This window comes from Streptomyces sp. NBC_00285 (genome assembly GCF_036174265.1).
Taxonomy (GTDB): domain Bacteria; phylum Actinomycetota; class Actinomycetes; order Streptomycetales; family Streptomycetaceae; genus Streptomyces.
In genome coordinates this window covers 6,374,426-6,393,264 of sequence record NZ_CP108055.1, presented here as the reverse complement: position 1 = coordinate 6,393,264, position 18,839 = coordinate 6,374,426, and the positions used below count along the sequence as shown (strand labels likewise).

Sequence of the window (18,839 nt, the reverse complement as noted above, 5' to 3'; positions counted from 1 at the left end):
GACAGCCGGGGGCGCTCGGCGTTACCTTCGTGCGGCGAGGACGGTGCGAGGAGGAGGGTCCGTGAAGTCGAGAGGCGAGGGGCACATAGGTCTGCTGAACGGCTTCGCCGCCTACGGGATGTGGGGACTCGTTCCGCTGTACTGGCCCCTGCTCAAGCCCGCCGGGTCCGCGGAGATCCTCGCCCACCGCATGGTGTGGTCGCTCGCCTTCGTCGCCGTCGCGCTCCTCTTCGTCCGGCGCTGGGCCTGGGCCGGTGAGCTGCTGCGGCAGCCGCGCAGGCTCGCGCTCGTCACCGTCGCCGCGACCGTCATCACCGTGAACTGGGGCGTCTACATCTGGTCCGTGAACAGCGGACACGTCGTCGAGGCCTCGCTCGGGTACTTCATCAATCCCCTGGTCACCATCGCCATGGGCGTGCTGCTGCTCAAGGAGCGGCTGCGGCGCGCGCAGTGGGCGGCGGTCGGGGTCGGTGCCGCGGCGGTGGTCGTCCTCACCCTCGGGTACGGGCGGCCGCCGTGGATCTCCCTCACGCTCGCCTTCTCCTTCGCCACCTACGGCCTGGTCAAGAAGAAGGTGAACCTCGGGGGCGTCGAGTCGCTGGCCGCCGAGACCGCGATCCAGTTCCTGCCCGCGCTCGGCTACCTGCTGTGGCTGAGCTCGCACGGCGACCTCAGTTTCGCCACCGAGGGGCCGGGACACGCGGTGCTGCTCGCCTCGACCGGCATCGTCACCGCGCTCCCCCTGGTCTGCTTCGGCGCCGCCGCGATCCGTGTGCCGCTGTCCACGCTCGGGCTGCTGCAGTACCTGGCCCCGGTCTTCCAGTTCATGCTCGGCATCTTCTACTTCGGCGAGGCCATGCCGCCCGAGCGCTGGGCCGGGTTCGCGCTGGTCTGGCTGGCGTTGACGCTGCTCACCTGGGACGCCCTGCGCACCGCGCGGACACTCAGGAGGGAGATCACGAGGCCCAGCACCACCATGACGACGGGCACCGTCAGCGCCGTACGGAAGGCGGAGAGCCTGGCCTCGGGTCCGGAGTCGCCGGCCTCGCCCAGCGCCAGGCCGTAGACCGCCGTCACCGCGGAGATCCCGATCGCCGAGCCGAACTGTGTCGCCGTGTGCAGCAGTCCGCTCGCCAGGCCCTGCTCGGACTCGGCGACCCCGTCCGTCGCCGCGATCGTCAGCGGCCCGTACGCCAGCGCGAAGGCGGTCCCCGCGATGATCAGCGTCGGGAACATCGCCAGGTAGGGCCAGTCCATGCCGACCGGCAGGAAGAGGCCGTAGGCGAGCACCGCCAGCAGGAAGCCGCCGACTATCACGCGCGCGTTGCCGAAGCGGGCGACGAGCCGCGGGGTGAGGGTGGGCGCGAGCACCGCGTCGCAGCCCATGATCACCAGGGCGATCGCGGTCTGGAACGAGGACCAGCCGCGCAGTTCCTGGAGATAGAGCGTCACCACGAACTGGAAGCCGAAGAAGGCCCCGACGAACAGCAACGCCCCGAGGTCGGCCCGTACGACCGGTCCCGTGCGCAGGATCCCGAGCCGGACCAGGGGATGCGCGGCCCGGCGTTCCACGGCGACGAAGGCGGCCCCGAGCAGCAGCGCACCGAGGGCGGACGCCGTCGTCGACCGCCATGCGTCCAGGCCGTGTTCGAGGCGTACGACGGTGTAGGCGGCCAGCAGCATCGCGCCGGCGGCGGTGAGCACGCCGGGGAGGTCGAAGCCGTGTCCGGTCCGGGGCGGGGTCGCCGGCCGCGGGATCAGCCGGAACGCCGCGAGGAGCAGGGCGCCGGCCATCAGTACCGGCGCGAAGAACACCCAGCGCCAGCCGAGTTCGGTGAGCAGGCCGCCGATCACCAGACCCAGCGAGAAGCCGCCGGCTCCGGTGCCCGCGTAGACCAGCAGGGCCTTGTTGCGCTGCGGGCCCTCCTCGTAGGACGTGGTGATCAGGGACAGCGCGGCCGGTGTCATGAAGGCGGAGGAGACCCCGGTGACGAAGCGGGCGACGACCAGCATCCAGCCTTCGGTCGCGAAGCCGCCGAGGCCCGAGAAGAGGAGGAAGACCGTCAGCCAGAGCAGGAACATCCTGCGGCGGCCGAGCAGGTCGGCCGCGCGTCCGCCGAGGAGGGTGAAACCGGCGTAACCGAGCACGTAGGCGCTCATCACCCAGGCCGCGGTGTCGGTCGCGAGCCCCAGGTCGGACCGGATGGAGGGGATCGCCACGGCCATCATCGCGATGTCGGCACCCTCCAGGAAGATCGTTCCGCACAGGACGAGCAACAGCGCCCAGGCGCGTGCGCCCATGACCACACTCCATCGGTAGGGGGTTACTCGACCGAGGGTCAGTTCCCTCTTGTAACCACCTCCAGCCTCAGGCAGCATCGACAGACATGGAAGAAGGCACTTCGAAGTCACCGAGTAACTGCGCGGGTACCGACCACGGCGACGCCGACCCCTTCCAATGGGACACCCGCGAGGACTGCCAGGTACGGCAGATCCTCGACCGGGTCGCCGACAAGTGGTCCCTTCTCGTCATCGCCCTGCTGGAGAACCGGCGGCTGCGCTTCACCGAGCTGCGCCGGGAGATCGACGGGGTCAGTCAGCGGATGCTGACGGTGACGCTGCGTTCGCTGGAGCGGGACGGGCTGGTGAAGCGGACGGTCCATCCGGTCGTACCGCCCCGGGTGGAGTACGAACTGACTCCGCTCGGCGGCACCCTGCACGCGACGATCCGCTCGCTGGTGACCTGGACCGAGGCGCACCAGGAGGAGATCGCGGTGGCCCGGGAGGCCTACGACCGGCGAGCGGCGGAAGTCGTTTAGGACACTCCAGGACCTGATTCGCCGCTATAAGTGGCTCCATGACGCAGACCACACCCGCACCCCTGCACTGGAAACTGGTCGTCGACGCCGGCGACCCGCACGCCCAGGCCGACTTCTGGGCTGCCGCTCTGCACTACTTGGCCGAGGACAACGACGCGCTCGTCCAGCGGCTGCTGGAGCTCGGCGCGCTGCCGCGCGAGGCCACCGTCGAACACCACGCGCGCCTCGCCTTCCGGGACCTGATCGCCGTACGGCATCCCGACGACCCGTACGACATGGACAGCGGCACCGGGCTGGGACGGCGGCTGCTGTTCCAGCGGGTGCCGGAGGCGAAGACGGTCAAGAACCGGCTCCACCTGGACCTGCACGCCCCGGACGGACAGCGGGCGGCCGAGGTCGAGAGGCTGACGGGGCTCGGGGCGAGCGTGCTGCGGGAGGTGAAGGAGCGGGGCGGTGAGTGGGTGGTGATGGCGGATCCGGAGGGGAACGAATTCTGCGTGCAATGAGCACTTGAGAGCGGCGATATCCGATATGCGAACTGGTGTGACCGGATTGCGCTCTTGACGGTGAGTCAACCTCAGCCCCACCATCCAGGCACCCATTCGCTGTGGAATCCCTGTGACTGCAGGGATCCCCATGGAATTCGGAGCCCCCCACATGAAGCTCTCGGTTCCCGGACGCGTCGCGGCCACCGCCGTCGTCGCCGCCGTCTCCCTCCTGGCCGGCGGATCCATAGCCGGCGCGGCCCCCGCGGGACAGCCCGCGGTGGCCGCGGCCCCGGACATCCCGGTGGCCAACGTGAAGGCGCATCTGACCCAGCTCCAGTCCATCGCCACCGCCAACGGCGGCAACCGCGCGCACGGCCGCACCGGCTACAAGGCCTCGCTCGACTACGTCAAGGCCAAGCTGGACGCCGCCGGATTCACCACGACGGTCCAGCAGTTCACGTCCTCCGGCCGCACCGGGTACAACCTGATCGCGGACTGGCCGGGCGGTGACACCAACCAGGTGATCATGTCCGGCTCGCACCTCGACAGCGTGACGGCGGGCGCGGGCATCAACGACAACGGGTCCGGTTCGGCGGCCGTCCTGGAGACCGCGCTCGCGGTGTCCCGGGCCGGCTACCACCCCACCAAGCACCTGAGATTCGCCTGGTGGGGCGCGGAGGAGCTGGGCATGGTCGGCTCCCGCACCTACGTCAACGGCCTTTCCACCGCGAACCGTTCACGGATCAGCGGCTACCTCAACTTCGACATGATCGGCTCGCCGAACCCCGGCTACTTCGTCTACGACGACGACCCGGCCATCGAGAAGACCTTCAAGGAGTACTACGCCGGCGTCGGCGTCCCGACCGAGATCGAGACCGAGGGCGACGGCCGGTCCGACCACGCGCCGTTCAAGAACGCGGGCGTGCCGGTGGGCGGGCTGTTCAGCGGTGCCGACTACGTCAAGACGGCGGCGCAGGCGGCCAAGTGGGGTGGCACGTCAGGGCTGGCCTTCGACCGCTGCTACCACTCGTCGTGCGACACGGCGGCCAACATCAACGACACGGCCCTGGACCGCAACAGTGACGCGGTGGCGTACGCGGTGTGGGGGCTGTCGCAGTAACAGCGGCTGTCGGGCTACTGGTCGGCGGTCCGTGCCCGTTCCGCGAGGCGGAGCATGCGGGCGCGGGCCGACTCCAGCTTGCCCCTGTCGTCGGCCGCCGGGCCCTCCCCGGCGGCCATGTCCGTCCACAGGGTGAGCAGTTCACGGCCCAACGCCAGACCCTGCAGGGGGTCCCGTACGGCCTTCCACGCGGTGGCCGCGCTCTGCACGTTGCCGTAGGCCGCCTCGGCGTCCCCGGTGCGGTGCTGGATCGCCGCGAGGTCGAGGGAGATCTCCGCGGCACGGATCGGCTCGCCGCCCAAGTAGGCGATGTAGGCGGCGAGTTCACGCACGCGGAGCACGTCGGGATGCTCGCCGCCCAAGCTGTCGGACGCCTGGGTGACGGTCCGCTCCGCCAACTCCGCCGCGGCCTCGGTCCGCCCTTCCTGAACGGCCTCGCTGATGCGCGCGACGGGTTCCACGAGAACGGCCTCGTCCACCACCAGTCCCTCCCCCAGCACGGCCTCGGCCACGGCGTCGAACCCCCGCACGGGCGTCGGCTTGGGATCGGGGTCGTCCAGAAGGGGGCCGGGGTCCAGGAAGAGGCCGGGGCGAGGCGTGGGCTGTGCCGACGGCAGTGGCTGCGGCACATCGGCGAAGCCGGCCGGCGGCAGGGGCCTGAGGGCGGGAGCGGGACCCGGCTCGGTCGGCAGGGGCAACGGTGTCGGGTCGGCGACGGACCAGGCCGGGGCGGCTTTCGGGGCGGGACCGGCCGACGGCAGCGGGCCGGGCGCGGGGACAGCGTCGGCCGGCGGGAGTGGCTCGGGGGTGGAGGACGGCCTCACATCCATCACGGGCGGCGGGCCGAACTCGCCCGTCGGGGCCACGGCCGTCCCGGGAGCCTGAGGCTCCGGCAACTGTCGCAGGACGTGCGTCGGGCTCGCTCCGGCGTCCGCCGGCTGTGCCGCGGGCAGCGTCCGCATCCGGAACGTGGGCGCCGGGTCCTGCGCGGACTCCTCCGGCGGCAAGAGCGGGACGTGCTGGTCGGACTCGGCCGGTCCGCCCGCGGGCAGCTTCCGCATCCGGAACGTAGGGGCCGGGTCCTGCCCGGACTCCTCCGGCGGCAGGAGCGGGACATGCCGGTCAGGCTCGGCCGGTCCGCCCGCGGGTGGCCACGACGTCCGCGGCACAAGTCCCGTGGGCTCGGGGGCACCGGATCCGACGGTCGGACTCGGCTCGTTCCGCTCGTGGGCGGCCTCACCCGGTCCTTGCCGCTCGTCGGCGGACGGTCCGGTCGCCCTCGGCCCTTGCCGCTCGTCGACGGAGGGCCCCATGGTCCTCGGCTCGCTCCCGGTGCCCTCCGTCGGAGCCATCCGCACCGGCTCCGCGGTGAAGCGGCTGGAGCCGTCCGTGGTGACCTCCAGGGGGACCACCCAGCCGATACGGGCGTCGTGGATCAAGGCGTTGACGGGGCGTCCCGCGGTGACGGCGAGGCGGTGGAGGTGGGTCAGGACGGTCTGGTGGAGGTCCTCGCCCGGGGGCGCGGCAACCGGGGTTCCGGCCACCGTCGCGGCCTCACCGGTCACGGGGACGCGGACGTCGATAGGGGTCGCCCCCCGCTGGTCGTCCAGCTTCTTGTCGCGGCTGAGTCGAGACATCTCATCCCTCACGGTCGTGCACGTACTGTCGAGTCTCTCCGCTCGCCCCCGGTCCTCACGTCACCGTGATGTCACAGGCCTGTTCCAGGAGGTGCGGGGCGGGTGGGATGGCAGAGTCGGAGCGCGGACATGCGCACCGACGTGCGGCGAGAGGTGGAGAGCGTGCAGCAGGGGCCGGAGATCTGGATCCGCGGGCCGGTGGCCCCCGCCGGGAGACGACGGTACGCGTGGGTCGGCACCCATGGCGGCGCCGGCGTCTCCACCCTGGCCGCCGTCTACGGCGGTCACGACAGCGGACGCGACTGGCCCGGCCCCGGCGCCCCGACCTCCGTCCTCCTCGTCGCCCGCACCCACTCCGCGGGGCTGCTGGCCGCCCGCCGCGCCCTGGAGCTCTTCCGACGCGGTGAGCACCCGCCGGGCCTCGACCTCGACGCCGTCGTCCTCGTCGCGGACGCCCCCGGGCGCCTTCCCCGGCCGTTGTCCCGTCAGGCCAAGGAGATCGAGTCGACCGTCGACGTGTACCGCGTGCCCTGGGTGTCCGCGTGGCGCCTCGGCGACCTGAACGGGTCGCCCCCGCGCGCAACCGCGGCACTGACCCGCCTCACCCGCAGCAGCGGCTGATCGGTCCTTGACAGGCGAAGCCGGAGGCGGGGTATCCGGCCCCGCCTCCGGCTTCGCCTCCCGTCCGTGCCCGGTCCTCTTACGCCTCCCCTTGGTCCTCCCCCATGGACATATAAATGTGCGTGCATATAATGCAGGTGCGAGTATTCGTTGTGCGCCGACCATCTGGGGGATTTCATGACGCGCCGTTTCCTGTTCGTGCTCGGCAGCAGCCGCAGCGAGGGCAACACCGAGCTGCTGGCCCGACGGGCCGCCGAGCAGTTGCCCGCCGATGTCGAGCAGCAGTGGATCAGCCTCGCCGAGCATCCGCTGCCCGACTTCCTGGACCTGCGGCACGACAGCGAGTACCTGGACTCCCCCACCGGGGACACCCCGCAGTGGCTGCTCGACGCCACGCTCGCGGCGACGGACATCGTGATCGCCTCGCCGGTCTACTGGTACTCGGTCTCCGCGCTCACCAAGCGCTACCTGGACTACTGGTCGGGCTGGCTGCGCACCCCCGGCCTCGACTTCAAGGCTCAGCTGGCCGGACGCACCCTGTGGGGCGTGTCCGTGCTCGCGGACGAGCGGCCCCTGGTCGCCGACCCGTTCGTCGGCACGCTCAACAACTCGGCCGCGTACATGAAGATGCGGTTCGGCGGGGTGCTGTTCGGCAACGGCAGCAAGCGCGGTGACGTGCTGGCGGACGAGGCCGCGCTGACCCGCGCGAAGACGTTCTTCGAGCAGGAGGCGCCGCTCGCGCGCTACCCCGACGCTCAGGTCACACCGTGACGTCCTTCGCCATGAACCGCGCCCACGCCGCCGAGCCGAACACCGCCGCGTACAGGGCCTGGAGGCCCAGGTTGCGCACCAGGTCGTCCCAGTAGACCGGTTCGCGCATGAGGTCGGCGAAGGACAGCCAGTAGTGGGAGAAGAAGTACGGCTGGAGAGCGTGCAGTTGGGGTATCTGGTCGAGGATCTGGACGGTGATCAGCAGCCCCACCGTCGTGGCCATCGCCGCGATGCCGCTGTTCGTGAGCGTCGAGACGAACAGGCCGAGGGCCGCCACGCCGGTCAGTGACGCGGCCACCACCAGAGCGATCAGCAGAGCTCTTCCCAGGCCCTCCGCGAAGGTGATCTGGGTGCCGGAGATCGTCGTCAGGTCGCCGAGCGGGAAGAGGACGGCTCCGACCGTCAGCGCCGAGAGCGCGACCACGAGGGTGGCGACCAGACAGAAGGCCATCACCGTCGCGTACTTGGTGAGCAGGAGGCGGGTGCGGCCCGCCGGGGCCACCAGGAGGTAGCGGAGGGTGCCGGCGTTGGCCTCGCCCGCGATCGCGTCGCCCGCGATGACGCCGATGGCCATCGGGAGGAAGAAGGGCAGGGTCGCTGCGAGGGCGGTGAAGACCAGGAACAGGCCGTTGTTGGTGATCTGGGAGATGAAGGCGGGGCCACCACCGCCTCCGGCGCCGGAGGAGCCGTCGTCGGTCTCGATCTTGACCGCGAACCCTACGAGGACGGGGACGGCCGCCAGCACGCCGAGCAGAGCCAGGGTGCGCCAGCGGCGGAACGTGGTGAGCAGTTCGTTGCGCAGGAGGGTGGCTCGGAAGGTCGTACGACGGCTGCGGGCCGTTTGTTGGGGCCGGTCGGGCCCGCACCCCTTGAACGTCTTCAGCTCAGCCTGCGACATCGAAGCCCTCCCCTGTCAGGGCCACGAAAGCGTCCTCCAGGGACGGGCGCTGCACCGCGAAGCCTCTTACTCGCACTCCTGCCTTCACCAATGCCGTGTTGATGTCGGCCAGTTCGCGGTCCGGGGGCTCGGCGGTCACTCGGTCCTCCGACACCACCACGTCTGCGAGGCCCTGCTCCTTCAGAATGCGGGCCGCGTCCGACGGATCCGGTGTCGTCACGACCAGCCGCCCCCTGGCGCCCGCCGCCAGGTCCGCCACCGGGCCCTGGGTGATCAGACGGCCCTGGGTCATGACCGCGGCGTGGGTGCAGACCTGTTCGATCTCGTCCAGGAGGTGGGAGGAGAGGAAGACGGTGGTGCCCTCGGAGGCCAACTCCCTCACCAGGGAACGGATTTCCCGCATGCCCTGAGGGTCGAGGCCGTTGGTCGGTTCGTCCAGGACCAGGAGTTCACGGGGCTGGAGCAGGGCCGCCGCCAGGCCCAGCCGCTGTTTCATGCCCAGCGAGTACGCCTTCGCCTTCTTGGCCGCGGCGGCCGCCAGACCGACCCTCTCCAGTGCCGCCGCCACCCGGACGCGCCGGGTGCGTGGGTCGGCGGTCGGGTCCGCCGCGTCGTAGCGGACGAGGTTGTCGCGGCCGGAGAGGAAGCCGTACAGGGCGGGGCCCTCGATGAGCGCGCCGACGTGCGGGAGTACGGTCCGGGCGGCGCGCGGCATCGGGCGGCCGAGCACTCGGGCCGAGCCGGAGGTCGGCTCGATGAGGCCCATCAGCATGCGGATGGTGGTGGTCTTGCCCGAGCCGTTCGGCCCGAGGAAGCCGAAGACGCTGCCCGCCGGGACGGTCAGGTCGAGACCGTCCACAGCGAGCTGTCCGCCGCGGTACCGCTTGGTGAGGGCGCGAGTGTGGATGACACTGTCACCCGCCTCGCTCGGCTCCGGCTCCTCGGCGGACCCTTCGTCCATCGGCTCCCTCAATTCGTGCTCACGCGACGACTACGTACAGTTACTACGTGCGGCCGCCGCGCAAGGTTCCCGGTTCAGCCCGCGTTCGCCGCCTTCACCAGAACGTCCTTGGTGACCGCACCGACGTAGACCTTGCCGTCGTCCGTGATCAGGGCGTTGATCAGACGGGTCTTGAAGACGGTGCCCGTGCCGAACTTGCCGGAGACCTTGTCGCCGAGCGAGTCCAGGAAGCCGCCGATGTCACCGCCGGCCTCGGCGCCGGACGGGACGCCCTTGCCGCCGGTGTCGAAGGTGGCGACGGAGTCCCAGCCGTCCCCGATGACGTTCAGTCCGTCGAGGCCGCCGGAGCCGCCGGGGCCCTTCGTGCCGCGCTCATGGGTGGAGCCCTTGCCGAGGTCCTTGGAGTCCTTGAAGTCCTTGGAGTGGTCGGGTGCCTCGGCGGCGTCCTTCTCCGTGACCTTCGCGCCCTTCGGCGGGGTGAAGTCGAAGGTCGAGGCGGCCGGCTTGGCGAAGGTGACCTGGGTGAAGCCGGCGTCCACGACAGCGGCACCGCCGCTCGCGGGCGTCAGCGTGAACTTCAGCGGCAGTCCGGTCTTCGAGTCCACGGCCACGGTGATCTGGCCGACCGTCGATCCCTCGTCCTTGGGCTTGATGACGAGCCGGTACGCGTCCCGCCCCGCGACCTGCGCGGTGCCCTCGACCGTCACCGATGTGGTCTTGTCGGCGGCCTTGAGGGCGTCCTCTGCGAGGTCCTTGGGCGTGGCCGGGAGCTCTTCCTTCTGCTTGCCGTCGCTCTCGGAAGCCGTGCTGTGGAAGACCGAGTTGGACTTGCTGTCGTAGCCCCAGACGTCCTTGCCGTCGTGGATGAGGCTGTACTCGGCGGCGTCCTCCAGGAGGGAGACCTTCTGCTTGTTCTCACCGTCGGCCGCGACGCGCAGCGTGTGCGTGCCGGAGGCGAGTTCGGTGAGCTTGGTGGTCGGGTCGGCGGACGAGCCGTCGCCCGAGCCGGAGGAACCGGCGGCGGAGCCCAGCGAGCTCTCCAGACCCCCGAGGTCCGGCAGTCCCAGGTCCGTGGTGATCTTCACCGTGCCGGACAGCTGCTCCACGTCGGACGCGGCGATCTTCTCGATGAGTTGCTGTGCGCTGATCTTCGGCAGGTCCGGGTCGCCGGAGTCGGCGAGCGCCGGGACGAGCCCGATGGTCGCCGCCGCGATTCCCACCACCGTGGCCGGCACGACGTACCTAGCGGCCTTGCGTCGGCGCGCCGCGCGCAGTTCCTCGGCGTCGGCGGTCGCGCTGTCGTCGGATTCGTACGGTGCCATGTGTGCCTTACCTCCGTCGTCGGCGGCGGCCGTCAACTCCCCCTGCGTCCACCCCGTAGCCGCCATTCTCACCCGAATCGGTGAGGAGTGGTGTTTTCCGTGGTGTCCATCTGACCAAATCGGCCATGACCATGCGTCAACCCTCGGGGCCAACTCCGCGTACACCTGGGGTATGACACGACACGGCCGCACCCCCTACGACCCGTAGGGGATGCGGCTCCGGGAGACCGTCAGCTGCACAAGAAAAGGCAGTCGGCACGGGACGGTGACGGCCCTGGACGGCGCAGGAGCCGACGGTCGTGCCGCGTTGCCGGAGCCGACCGGGGCCCACGGATCCCGCTCGTGACCTGCGTCACGCGGGAGGGCGCGGTTCAGCCCGCGCGGTGGACCACCGCGTCGCACAGCTCCATCAGTGCCGCCCTCGCGTCGCACTCCCGCAGCGGGGCCAGCGCCGCGCGCGCGTCCTTCGCGTAGCGCACGGTGTCGCGGCGGGCCTGTTCCAGCGCCGGATGCTCCCGCAGCGCGGCCAGTGCCTCGGCGTGCCGGGCGTCGTCCGTGAGGTCGGAGTCGAGCAGCTCGCACAGGGCGATGTCCTCGGCCAGGCCGAGCCGGGCGGCCCGCTCGCGCAGCCGCAGCACCGGCATCGTGGGGATGCCCTCACGCAGGTCGGTGCCGGGGGTCTTGCCGGACTCATGAGAGTCGGAGGCGATGTCCAGGACGTCGTCCGCGAGCTGGAAGGCGACGCCCAGGCGCTCGCCGTACTGGGTCAGGACGTCCACGACCGTCTCGTCGGCGCCGGACATCATCGCCCCGAAACGGCACGACACCGCCACCAGAGAGCCGGTCTTGCCGCCGAGCACGTCGAGGTAGTGCTCGACCGGGTCCCGGCCGTCCATCGGACCGGCCGTCTCCAGGATCTGCCCGGTGACCAGGCGCTCGAACGCCTCCGCCTGTACCCGGACGGCCTCGGGACCGAGGTCGGCCAGGATGTGCGAGGCGCGGGCGAACAGGAAGTCGCCGGTGAGTACGGCCACCGAGTTGCCCCAGCGGGTGTTGGCGCTGTCGACACCGCGGCGTACTGCGGCCTCGTCCATGACGTCGTCGTGGTACAGCGTCGCGAGGTGGGTCAGCTCCACCACGACGGCCGACGGCACGACGCCCGGCGCATAGGGATCCCCGAACTGGGCGGCGAGCATCACGAGGAGTGGACGGAAGCGCTTTCCGCCCGCGCGCACAAGGTGTTGGGCGGCCTCCGTGATGAAGGGGACCTCGCTTTTGGTGGCCTCGAGCAGTCCCTCCTCGACAGCCGTCATTCCGGCCTGGACATCGGCTTCCAGAGCCTGGTCCCGCACGCTCAGCCCGAACGGCCCGACGACGGTCACGAGGGGTCTCCTGTCTGCTGGTGTCTACTGGCGGTTACACGGAATGTCGATAGGTCGCTGCCCTCACTCAAGTCAGCGTATCCGGTCACCTTTGGATCACCGATAGCGCCCGCCCTGTCCATGCCGGGCGGTATCGGATCACGGCCGGTATGTTTTTGATCATGCGAAAAGAATAGATATCTATCGACTTGTAGGGAATTAGCCGTCGGTGCCCTGATTCGTCGACCCCCTCCGGCCCCCGGCCTCAGCAACGCTGCTCGTTCAACACGTGCCCTGCGCGACTCCACCCACGCGTGAGCGCGCGAGCTTCCTGCGAGGCCGACCCGGCCCACTCGGTGACCGGACAGCGGCGGTCCGCCGAGCTCGACGGAGACGGATCCCACGAGCGGTCGGTTGACTACGAGTTGGGCATACATGACCGTTTCACCCCTCTTGCGTACCGGCGTGACTTGGCTCACTCGATCCGGCGGTCCGTCAGATATCCGGAATGCATGGATCCACCTTTTCCCGCGCGCCAGTTGAGGCTTGCTGCCGCAAAGGATCAAGTGCCTCAAATACCCCAGACCAAGGTCAATAGGCACGGCATGTGAATTCGCCACTTGTTCCGGACATGTGCTCTCGCATACGTTCCCGGCCTGTCGGGCGGACGCCGAATCCTGCCACCGCCCGTACACCCACCGAGAACCGCGGCAGGAGCGGGGGACCCAGGTAAGTCGCCGGATCGGGATGTCTTCGGACATACCGGTACGGCTAGGGGTTAAGTCATGCCTTTTGCGGGCGTGACCGGGCAACTCCCCGCCCGAACCCGACAGCTCACCTCGCAGGCGAAGGAGAGGACTTCACCATGCCTGCTGCCGCTCAGCACCGCGCCCCCCGTAAGAGCCGTCTCGTCCGCAAGCTCGCCGTACTCGGCACCGGAGCCGCCGTACTGGCGCTCCCCCTCGTCGGCGCGACCAGCGCGTCCGCGGCCACCCCGACCGTGCAGACCGCGACCACGCTCGGGTACGCCAACACCCTCGACGGCTGGATCCGGGCCTCCCTGGCCGTCATGGCGGAGCACGGGATCCCCGGCTCCTACGACGGCATCTACCGCAACGTCATCCGCGAGTCCTCCGGCAACCCCTGGGCCATCAACAACTGGGACTCCAACGCGGCGGCCGGCACCCCGTCCAAGGGCCTGCTCCAGGTGATCGACCCGACGTTCAACGCCTACCACGTGTCCAACACGCTGTGGGACCCGTACGACCCGGTCGCGAACATCACCGCGGCCTGCAACTACGCGGCCCAGCGGTACGGATCCATCGACAACGTGTGGGGCGCGTACTAGGAACTACGCCTCACTGAACAGTCTTTCGAGGACGACGGCGATGCCGTCGTCCTCGTTCGACATGGTCACCTCGTCGGCCACGGCCTTGAGTTCGGGGTGGGCGTTGGCCATCGCGACCCCGTGGGCCGCCCAGTCGAACATGGGGATGTCGTTGGGCATGTCCCCGAAGGCGATCGTCACCTCGGGCCCCAGGCCCAGGTGTTCGGCGGCCAGCGCGAGGCCGGTCGCCTTGGTGATGCCGCATGGCTGGAGTTCGACGGTCCCGGGCCCCGACATGGTGACGGTGGCCAGCGAGCCCACCACCGAGCGCGCCGTCAGCGCCAACTCGTCGTCGGACAGGTAGGGGTGTCGCAGCAGCACCTTGCTGATCGGCTCGCACCAAAGGTCGTCGCGCCGCTCCACCCGCACGGCGGGCAGCGTCGGATGGGGCATCAGATATCCCGGCTCGATGAGCGTCAGCCCGTCCACGCCGTCCTGGTCCACGGCCGCGTACACCTGCCCGACCTCGGCCTCGATCTTCCCGAGGGCGGTCTCGGCCAGCTCCCGGTCCAGGGTCACCGACCACAGCAGACGGTCCGCGCCGGCGTCGTACACCTGCGCGCCCTGCCCGCACACCGCGAGCCCCGTACTGCCCAGGTCGTCGAGGAGCGGCCGCACTCTGGGCGCCGGCCGTCCCGTCACGACGAGATGCCTGGCCCCGCCCGCCGCCACCCGCGCGAGCGCGGCCAACGACCGGTCCGAGAGGGTGTCGTCGGCGCGGAGCAGCGTGCCGTCCAGGTCGGTGGCGACGAGTGAATATGCGGTGGAGGCGGCCATGATCAGAGAATACGGATGGTTGGCCCCTGCGACTCGACGCGAACCGGACGGCTGCTGCTTTCACATACGTTGACGGCAGTTCCGGTTCCGGGGGCACGGCACGGCCCATGGAGCGCCACCGCCCCATGCAGCGCTACGCCGAGTCCCGGACGACCAGTTCCGTCGGGAGGATCACGCCGGCCGTGTCCTCGCCGGCGATCTGGGCGAGGAGCATGCGGACCATCTCGGCGCTGATGCGGTCGAAGGGCTGGCGCATGGTGGTGAGGGCGGGGGCGGCGGCGGTGGCCGCCGGGGAGTCGTCGAAGCCGCCGACAGCGATGTCACCGGGGACCGAGCGCCCGGACTGCTGCAGCACACCCACGACACCGAGGGCCATGAGGTCGGAGGCGACGAACACGGCGTCCATGTCGGGGGCTTGGGCCAGCAGCCGCCGGGCCGCCCGCTCACCGCCGCTGCGCCGGAAGTCGCCCTCCACCACGAGCGCCGGGTCGTAGGGCAGGCCCGCCTCGGCGAGCACGTCCCGGTAGCCGGCCAGCCGGTCGGGACCGCCCGGCATGTCCAGGGGCCCGGTGACCATGCCGACGCGGCGCCGGCCGCCCTCGATCAGATGGCGGACCATCTCCTGCGCGCCGTCGCGGTCGGCGGCGGCCACGTAGCTCACCTTGGAGCCGAGCCCTATCGGCTTGCCGCAGACCACCAACGGGATCCCGGCCTCGTGCAGTTCGGCGGCGACCGGGTCCCCGCTGTGGTTGGAGAGCAGCAGGACGCCGTCGACGTGGCCCGACGTGATGTACCGGGTCAGCCGGCGCCGGTCGTCGTCGCTCTCGGCCAGCATCAGCAGCAGCGGGATGTCGAACTGGGCGAGCCGTTCGGTGCAACCGCGCAGCAGGACGTTGAAGTTGGGGTCCTCGAAGAACTTCTCCTGCGGTTCCGTCAGCAGGAACGCCACCGAGTCCGACCGGCCCGTACTCAGGCTGCGCGCATGCCGGTTGACCACGTACCCGGTCTTCCTGATGGCGGCCTCCACGGCCCGCCGGGCGGTCGGCGAGACGTAGTGGCCGCCGTTCAGGAAGCGGGAGACGGTGCCCCGCGACACGCCTGCCTCCCTGGCCACGTCGTGGATGGTGGGAGGCCTGCGGCGGCCGTTCGCACTGGTGGTCATGTTCCTCGTCAGTTGGAGAAGGGTCGTTCAGGCCTTGACCGAGCCGCTCAGCAGGTCCAGGGACCAGAACCGCTGGATCACCAGAAAGAGCCCGATCAACGGCAGGATCGCCAGCAGACACCCGGTGATGACCAGGGTGTACAGGGCGGGCTGCGAGGCGCCCTGGGCGAGCAGCGTGTAGAGGCCGAGGGTGATCGGGAACTTCTCGTCGTCGGCCAACATCACGTACGGCAGCAGGAAGTTGTTCCAGATGCCGACGAACTGGAAGAGGAACACCGTGATCAGGCCCGGCATCATCATCGGTACGGCGATCCGCGAGAAGATCCTCCACTCGCTCGCGCCGTCCATGCGGGCCGCCTCCATCAGCTCGGTGGGTACCGAGGCGGCCGCGTAGATGCGGACCAGGTAGACGCCGTACGGCGAGAGGATCGACGGCAGCAGCATCGACCAGTACGAGTCGGCCATGCCCAGCTTCGACAGCAGTAGGTACTGCGGTACGGCGAGCACGATGGACGGCACCAGGACGCCGGCCAGGATCATCTTGAAGACGGCCTCACGGCCGCGGAAGGCGAACCGGCCGAGCGCGTAGCCGCCGGCTGCGGAGACCGCGGCGGACAGCAGGGCGCCGAAACCGGCGTAGAAGGCGGAGTTGGCCATCCAGCGCCAGAAGATGCCGTCCCGGTAGTCGGTCAGGTCCCTGATGTTGTCGAGGAAGCCGGAGCCGGGCGCGAAGGTGAAGGTGGAGAAGAGCTCCGACCGGTCCTTGGTCGCCGCGATGACCACCCAGGCGATGGGGATCAGGCAGTACAGGGCGCCGAGGAGCAGCACGATCGTCGGCACCCAGGCCGTACGCCGCGCCTTGGCGGTCCTGCCGGTGGTGTCGGCGGTGAGGGTGAGGGGGGTCATGCCCGGTCCTCCCGGGTGTAGCGGTCGGAGATGCGCAGCAGGGTGAAGGAGAGGACGAACGTGGCCAGGGCCAGGACGACCGCGGTGGCGGAGGCGCCGTAGATGTCGGACTGCAGGAAGGCCTTGTCGTAGATGGCCATCAGGGGGCTCCACGAGCTGGGCAGGCCGTTGGTGAGCGGCTTGAGGGCCATCGGCTCGGTGAAGACCTGGAGGGTGGCGATCACCGAGAAGAAGAAGGTGAGCACGAGGGAGGGCATCACGATCGGGATCTTGATCCTGAGGGCGATGTGCAGGTCGCTCGCGCCGTCGATCCTGGCCGCCTCGTAGATGTCCGGCGGGATCGCCCTGAGCGCGGTGTAGATGACGATCATGTTGAAGCCGGTGCCGCCCCAGACCGCGATGTTCGCGAAGGAGAGGTAGAGGTTGCCGCCGTCGAACAGGTCGGGCTGCGGGAGGCCGAACTTGTCGAGCAGGTAGTAGAAGGGGCTGACGTCCGGCAGGTAGAGGAAGCCCCACATGAGGGCGGCGATGATGCCGGGGACCGCGTACGGCAGGAAGATCATCAGCCGCGCGAAGGGCGCGCTGCGCGCCTTCGGGGTGTCCAGCATCAGCGCGAACAGCAGTGCGAGGCCCAGCATGGTCGGGATGACGATGAGGCCGTAGCCGGAGGCGCGCAGCACGCTGTCGCCGAACTCGGAGTCCTTCAGGACGTCGGTGTAGTTGCCGATGCCGTTCCAGACCTGTGAGCGGGCGCCCTTGCCGAGGCCGATGCCCTTGACCTGGACCCTGTGCAGGCTCAGCCAGATCGCGTACCCGATGGGCACCACGGTGAAGGCGGCGAAGAGGGTCAGGGTGGGCGCCAGGAACCAGTACGGTGCGCTGCGGCCACGACCACGGCGGCGGGGGCGGCTGGGGCGGACGGACTGGGCGGTGCCGGTGCCGTCCGCCAAGGGCCCGACCTCGGTGAGGTCGGAGCCCTTGAGCGGAGCGCTGGTCATGCCTCGGTCACCTCGAAGCCCTGCTTCTTCATGTCGGCGAAGGCCTTCGACTGCACGGTGGCGAGGGCGGAGTCGAACTGGGACTCCTTCTTCGCCTTGCTGGCCTTGCCGAACGCGTCCTGGAAGGTGGTGTACGCCGTGTTGACGTTGGGGCCCCAGGCCGCGGTGGCCGTGGTCGCGGCGATCTGGCCGGCCGTCGTGTAGAAGTCCGCCTGGTTGGAGAAGAACTCCGGCGTGGTCAGGACGTTCCCGGACTGGCCCTTCGTCGCGGCCGGGTAGATCGCGACCTCCTTGACCAGGGCGGCCAGCGCCTCCGGGTCGGTGTTCAGCCAGGTGGCGAACTTGGCGGCGGCCTCGGCGTGCTTGGAGTCGGTGGAGACTCCGGTGGAGGAACCGCCCCAGCTGCCGGTGACGTTCTCGCCGGACTTCCACTGCGGCAGCGGGGCCATGCGCCACTTGCCCTTGGTGTCGGGGGCGGAGGAGACCAGCACACCGGGCGCCCAGACGGCGGAGACCCAGGCCAGGTGGGTGCCCTTGTTGAGGGCGTTGTTCCAGGCCGGGGTGTACATCGGCTGGTTGTCGATGACGCCCTCCTGCACCAGGCCGCCCCAGAACTCGGCGACCTGCTTGGTGGCCGCGTCGTCGATGCCGACGGTCCACTTGCCGGCCGAGTCGACGGTCCACCACTTGCCGCCGGCCTGCTGGGCGAGGCCCGCGAACAGACCGGGGTCGTTGGAGGAGAACGTGGTCAAGTAGGCGTCCGGGACGGCCTTCTTGGCGGCACGGGCGGTCTCGGCGAACTCCGTCCAGGTCTTCGGGACGCTGAGTCCGTGCTTCTTGAAGAGGTCCTCGCGGTAGTAGAACATCAGCGGCCCGGCGTCCTGCGGGATCGCGTAGAGCGCGTCCGTGCCGAGGGTGACCATGCCCCACAGGCCCTCGGCGAACTCCGACTTGGTGTCGCCCGCGTACTTGGTGATGTCGGCCAGGACATCGTTGGAGACCAGGGTCGGCAGGGACTGGTACTCGACCTGGATGAGGTCGGGGGCGTTGCCGGCCTTCTTCGCGGTGATCAGCTTGGAGACGATCTCGCCGCCGCTGGCCTGCTTGGACACGGTCACCGTGATGTCCGGGTTCTTCTTGTTCCAGATCGCGGCGACCTTCTCCATGTTCGGCGCCCACGACCAGTAGGTCAGCTTGACCGGCCCGCTGCTCGCGCCCGAGTCCTTGTCGTCGGAACCGCCGCAGGCGGCGAGGGTGCCCGTGAGACCGAGGGCCGTGGCCCCGGCAAGAATGCTGCGCCTGCTGATCTGGCGGCGGTTGAGCGACATCTTCATCTCCCCTGACTTTGAACCAGCCCACCCCGGATATCCCGCTGTCCCGCACGTCCCGCGTACGCGGCAACCGCCGTGGGGGGAGGTTCTGCGGACGTGACCGAGAGGCTGTGCGCGAGGGCCGCGCGGCTCTGTGATCGTGCACAGTAGAGAATTGTTTCAGCCCCTTGTCAATGGCGAGAGCGTGGGGTTATCTACTTGTTGCCCGCCGATGACAGGGGTGAGGGGCACTGTGCACGATCACAGAAAATGAGGGTTTTCTTGGTCGTCAGGCGTTACG

17 protein-coding genes, 1 pseudogene and 1 riboswitch are annotated in these 18,839 nt (G+C 69.8%); of the genes and pseudogenes, 7 read left to right on the top strand and 11 right to left on the bottom strand.

What is annotated here, in order from left to right:
• Positions 1 to 61: 61 nt before the first annotated feature.
• The gene (gene rarD, locus OHT57_RS29655; protein WP_443053501.1) at positions 62 to 1,066 is read left to right on the top strand and encodes an EamA family transporter RarD; all 1,005 of its coding nucleotides are present in this window, start codon (positions 62 to 64) and stop codon (positions 1,064 to 1,066) included.
• 80 nt (positions 1,067 to 1,146) lie between these two features.
• On the opposite strand, the pseudogene OHT57_RS29650 reads toward rarD, so the two are convergent.
• Positions 1,147 to 2,226: pseudogene (locus OHT57_RS29650) on the bottom strand (MFS transporter); the annotation flags it as partial.
• Between the two features lie 161 nt (positions 2,227 to 2,387).
• Here OHT57_RS29650 and OHT57_RS29645 point away from each other — a divergent pair.
• The 3 genes from OHT57_RS29645 (at position 2,388) to OHT57_RS29635 (ending at position 4,427) form a co-directional block, all read left to right on the top strand.
• Positions 2,388 to 2,819, top strand: a complete 432-nt coding sequence (locus OHT57_RS29645) for a winged helix-turn-helix transcriptional regulator (protein ID WP_328749604.1) — start codon at positions 2,388 to 2,390, stop codon at positions 2,817 to 2,819.
• 38 nt (positions 2,820 to 2,857) lie between these two features.
• Complete coding sequence (locus OHT57_RS29640; RefSeq protein ID WP_328749603.1) at positions 2,858 to 3,325, top strand: VOC family protein; 468 nt, start codon at positions 2,858 to 2,860, stop codon at positions 3,323 to 3,325.
• A gap of 151 nt (positions 3,326 to 3,476) precedes the next feature.
• The gene (locus OHT57_RS29635; RefSeq protein ID WP_328749602.1) at positions 3,477 to 4,427 is read left to right on the top strand and encodes a M28 family metallopeptidase; all 951 of its coding nucleotides are present in this window, start codon (positions 3,477 to 3,479) and stop codon (positions 4,425 to 4,427) included.
• A 14-nt stretch (positions 4,428 to 4,441) separates the two neighbouring features.
• On the opposite strand, the gene OHT57_RS29630 is transcribed toward OHT57_RS29635, so the two are convergent.
• Positions 4,442 to 6,064: a hypothetical protein gene (locus tag OHT57_RS29630; RefSeq protein WP_328749601.1), complete on the bottom strand. Its 1,623-nt coding sequence runs from the start codon at positions 6,062 to 6,064 to the stop codon at positions 4,442 to 4,444.
• A gap of 129 nt (positions 6,065 to 6,193) precedes the next feature.
• Here OHT57_RS29630 and OHT57_RS29625 point away from each other — a divergent pair, with 129 nt between their 5' ends.
• On the top strand, positions 6,194 to 6,685 hold the full coding sequence (locus tag OHT57_RS29625; protein ID WP_328749600.1) for a DUF6668 family protein: 492 nt from the start codon (positions 6,194 to 6,196) through the stop codon (positions 6,683 to 6,685).
• Positions 6,686 to 6,862: 177 nt separating this feature from the next.
• Complete coding sequence (locus OHT57_RS29620; RefSeq protein ID WP_328749599.1) at positions 6,863 to 7,456, top strand: flavodoxin family protein; 594 nt, start codon at positions 6,863 to 6,865, stop codon at positions 7,454 to 7,456.
• Here OHT57_RS29620 and OHT57_RS29615 read toward each other — a convergent pair.
• The 4 genes from OHT57_RS29615 to OHT57_RS29600 all read right to left on the bottom strand — a co-directional run bounded on the left by OHT57_RS29615 (position 7,446) and on the right by OHT57_RS29600 (position 12,019).
• On the bottom strand, positions 7,446 to 8,354 hold the full coding sequence (locus OHT57_RS29615; RefSeq protein ID WP_328749598.1) for an ABC transporter permease: 909 nt from the start codon (positions 8,352 to 8,354) through the stop codon (positions 7,446 to 7,448). The two genes, OHT57_RS29620 and OHT57_RS29615, sit on opposite strands and share 11 nt — an antisense overlap.
• Positions 8,341 to 9,315: an ABC transporter ATP-binding protein gene (locus tag OHT57_RS29610; protein WP_328749597.1), complete on the bottom strand. Its 975-nt coding sequence runs from the start codon at positions 9,313 to 9,315 to the stop codon at positions 8,341 to 8,343. Before OHT57_RS29610 ends, OHT57_RS29615 begins: the two co-directional genes overlap by 14 nt.
• Before the next feature lie 74 nt (positions 9,316 to 9,389).
• A complete protein-coding gene (locus tag OHT57_RS29605) occupies positions 9,390 to 10,637 on the bottom strand; it encodes a LolA family protein (protein ID WP_328749596.1) in 1,248 nt (415 codons plus the stop codon).
• A 371-nt stretch (positions 10,638 to 11,008) separates the two neighbouring features.
• Positions 11,009 to 12,019, bottom strand: a complete 1,011-nt coding sequence (locus tag OHT57_RS29600; protein WP_328749595.1) for a polyprenyl synthetase family protein — start codon at positions 12,017 to 12,019, stop codon at positions 11,009 to 11,011.
• 665 nt (positions 12,020 to 12,684) lie between these two features.
• Positions 12,685 to 12,861, top strand: a riboswitch (cyclic di-AMP (ydaO/yuaA leader).
• Between the two features lie 2 nt (positions 12,862 to 12,863).
• Between OHT57_RS29600 and OHT57_RS29595 the strand changes: the two genes are divergently transcribed.
• Positions 12,864 to 13,346: a transglycosylase SLT domain-containing protein gene (locus tag OHT57_RS29595; protein ID WP_328749594.1), complete on the top strand. Its 483-nt coding sequence runs from the start codon at positions 12,864 to 12,866 to the stop codon at positions 13,344 to 13,346.
• 3 nt (positions 13,347 to 13,349) lie between these two features.
• On the opposite strand, the gene OHT57_RS29590 is transcribed toward OHT57_RS29595, so the two are convergent.
• The 5 genes from OHT57_RS29590 to OHT57_RS29570 form a co-directional block, all read right to left on the bottom strand.
• The gene (locus OHT57_RS29590) at positions 13,350 to 14,162 is read right to left on the bottom strand and encodes an HAD family hydrolase (protein ID WP_328749593.1); all 813 of its coding nucleotides are present in this window, start codon (positions 14,160 to 14,162) and stop codon (positions 13,350 to 13,352) included.
• A 133-nt stretch (positions 14,163 to 14,295) separates the two neighbouring features.
• Positions 14,296 to 15,324, bottom strand: a complete 1,029-nt coding sequence (locus OHT57_RS29585; RefSeq protein WP_328749592.1) for a LacI family DNA-binding transcriptional regulator — start codon at positions 15,322 to 15,324, stop codon at positions 14,296 to 14,298.
• Between the two features lie 27 nt (positions 15,325 to 15,351).
• Complete coding sequence (locus OHT57_RS29580) at positions 15,352 to 16,230, bottom strand: carbohydrate ABC transporter permease (protein ID WP_328749591.1); 879 nt, start codon at positions 16,228 to 16,230, stop codon at positions 15,352 to 15,354.
• Positions 16,227 to 17,228 (bottom strand): carbohydrate ABC transporter permease, encoded by a 1,002-nt coding sequence (locus OHT57_RS29575; RefSeq protein ID WP_328749590.1) that lies wholly within the window; start codon positions 17,226 to 17,228, stop codon positions 16,227 to 16,229. Before OHT57_RS29575 ends, OHT57_RS29580 begins: the two co-directional genes overlap by 4 nt.
• A complete protein-coding gene (locus tag OHT57_RS29570; protein WP_328749589.1) occupies positions 17,225 to 18,562 on the bottom strand; it encodes an ABC transporter substrate-binding protein in 1,338 nt (445 codons plus the stop codon). Before OHT57_RS29570 ends, OHT57_RS29575 begins: the two co-directional genes overlap by 4 nt.
• Positions 18,563 to 18,839 lie beyond the last annotated feature (277 nt).